The 2,744-nt window shown below is 44.6% G+C and carries 2 protein-coding genes and 1 pseudogene; all 3 read right to left on the bottom strand.

The features are described from left to right. Window positions 1-151 precede the first annotated feature (151 nt). On the bottom strand, window positions 152-625 hold the full coding sequence (locus tag O3603_RS11930; RefSeq protein ID WP_371523041.1) for an HU family DNA-binding protein: 474 nt from the start codon (window positions 623-625) through the stop codon (window positions 152-154). 223 nt (window positions 626-848) lie between these two features. Then, window positions 849-2,462 carry a hypothetical protein gene (locus O3603_RS11925; protein WP_371523040.1) on the bottom strand — a complete coding sequence of 538 codons (1,614 nt, stop codon included), beginning with the start codon at window positions 2,460-2,462 and terminating at the stop codon, window positions 849-851. A gap of 33 nt (window positions 2,463-2,495) precedes the next feature. Beyond that, window positions 2,496-2,744, bottom strand: a pseudogene (locus tag O3603_RS11920) (hypothetical protein); the annotation flags it as partial.

The following is a 2,744-nucleotide window of genomic DNA, read 5'->3' as shown; positions in this document are numbered from 1 at the left end:
TCCCAACTTACAGGCTCTCAGTCGTTTCAAACTATATCCAATAAGGACATCCCCTCATTCGAGGGGCTTGGGGAGGCTTTCTTTTGTGGCACATATCCTAACTAGCTTCCGTTAGGCACTCTCCCCCTTTCGGGGGAGTTGGAGGGGGCTTTTACCCTGCCTGTGGTCCAGTGTGGTCTTCACTCCCCTCTCCCTTCGGTTCGGGGGCGGGGGTGAGGCTTTTTTTCTCTTCCTTCCACTCTTCCCAATAAATATTATCAGACACCAGCGAGCGAGTGGCAACTTTGTTGCTCTGCGTGCGTGAGGTCTCGGGAATAAAGCGTACACGGACATTCTTTATCTGCTTTGCTGTCACCTCTTCAGGCTTTGCGATGCCTTTATCGGCGTTGATAGTGTAGTAAAACGTACCCACGCCCTCCAATTTTACCGTGCGACCCTCTGCCATAAAAGATGCCATTACGCCACCTAAGTCCTTCAACACAGCATACGTATCACCACGACTCACCGTTGAAATCAATGCCAAGCGGTCAGCCACTTGGTCGGTTGTTACGGGCTTTCCTACGGTTATCGCTTCTGGATACCAAAGTCCCGTCAACTTCTTCTTTACTTTCTTAAAAAATGCCATAATCTCAATGTTTTAAAGTTAGCAAATATAATTTGTAAATTATTTTTTCATTCGAGCCACCCTCGGTATGAGACTGAGGGTACCTAAGTATCATACTTAGGGTACCTGAGTATCATACTTAGACCCCCTAAGTATCATACTTTGGCACCCTATTTATAAACCATTGATTATCAGTCACTTACAAAGGAGTTATTTTTGTACTCTTTTGTCCTGTTTTTTCGCATTAATTATCTCCGAAATCCGAGAAGGGCTGTGCCCTGTACCCGAGGTAGCGATAGCCGTAATTGCAGCCTACGCCAATCAGGGAAGGGCTAAAGGTTAGGTAGTATGCATATCGACGATCCCATAGGTCAGCACTAGACGACCAAAAAGAAGCACTGAAACCAATCAAGTTCAGTCCTCCCGAAGTGTAGGAACCCAAAGCAGGCAGGTAGAAATAGTTGCCTATATCGGCAATTGAAGGGAGAACTCTAGATACACTAGCGTCCTGACCGATAGAACCATTTGTTTGCCAGTCAATTCCGTCAGGGGCCTTATTGGCACTGTATCCATTTATGTATGTCTTCTTTTTAATCCATATACCACCCTTATATAAGTGCCCCATGGTTGTCCATAGTTCGTCGTTATCCCAACGTGGATCTCCTTTCAACGCATACCAAAGCATCTCGTTCACATTAGGAATACTATTAAATGATGCATGAGTAGCTGAATGAGCTATGCCATAGGTGTATGCATCATTATAATAACGTGAGTCCGTATTATTCTGGGCATAGTTGGGGGAGGTGTAGCCCCTAAGTGTTGGCTGACCTGTGTTTCCTGGCAAGTGCTTTGTCCATTCGTAACCATACCAATATTGCTGCTGAGCATCCCACATATAATAATGATCGCCATCGTAATCCTTTACGTTGAGGTTGGCAGTCATATCGTAGTAAGTGTTGGAAGCGTATGCTGTTGCAGGAAGAGTCTTCGTGATAGTACCCTCTACGTTGGTAGCTACGTCTTTTACCCAGTAACGTACCCTTAAGGTATGAGTGCCTGGCTTAATCACCATGTAAGCACCGTTAGTTGTTACGCTGGCGCTGTTGTTGGTTAGTGGGAAACCGTTATAGTTGCTGCTACCCCATGTTGGGTCTCTTGTCGTTAAGACTATCTGTTTGCCGTTTGTTACTGTGGAAGCATCTAAAGCACCTGTTGTTGGGTTGACGGTGTATTTCTCAGCTATATCGTTGTCGGAGCTTACCTCCACCTTAGTTAAGTAACAGTTATGGAGAATTGTGTTACTTGTGTAAGGCTGGAAAACCAAGTAAGCTGGCTGATGCTCCAACTCGAACTTAAACTGATTCTTACCTGTTACCTTTGTAGCGGTAGCAGTACCGTAATCGCCAGCAGTGCCGAAGTGCGCGGTATTGTCTGGAGCTGTCTGGCTCTGGGTGGTTGAGATACTTACAGAAGTACCATCGCTGTTCTTGCCCAAGTAATAAACCTTATAACTGCTACTTGCCGCAAACTTACCTGGAACTTTATACTTAAAAGCAGCCACCTTGCTCGTTGGAGCATTCGTGCTCTTCTGCAATACGTTATTATCGTCCTTTACGTAGATATAGTCGTCTGCTTCCCAATAGAAATTACCACTGGTGTAGTCCATTGAGGTACGGGTCTTAGCTTCTTCGCCTGCTACGAAAGTCGTTAGGTTCTTGTCGTTATCCTCATTGGGGTTCGTTGGGTTCTGTGCTACATCCTCGTTAGCGCAGGATGCAAAAGTCAAGGCTATGCCGAATACAACAGCCAAGGACTTTAGTTGTGATGTGAATGAATGTTGTTTCATTGTTTGCTTCATCTTTTCTTTGTTCTCTTTGTTAATAACTCTCTGTTAGTCTTCCCATGAAGATGTGCTCTCATCTTCTAAGTCTTCATCATTCCATTGACTTGCCTTAGCAGCAGCTGGACCAGTAGCATGGTTTGCCTTTCTGTGTTGGCTGGGGAAAGACGTATCCATCAAATAAGTGGCTTCATTGACTTGAATTATCATGCACGCTGGTGCGGAATAACTCTTCTTTACTTGCTTTTTTCTCATTACTTCATTGATTAAAATAGTTGTTATTTCGTTCTTATTTTGCTT

Origin of the sequence: Prevotella sp. 20925_1_30 (assembly GCF_041433025.1) — a bacterium.
Lineage (GTDB): Bacteria > Bacteroidota > Bacteroidia > Bacteroidales > Bacteroidaceae > Prevotella > Prevotella vespertina.
Note: the sequence above shows the minus strand (reverse complement) of the source record. Positions and strands in the feature narration are given on the sequence as shown.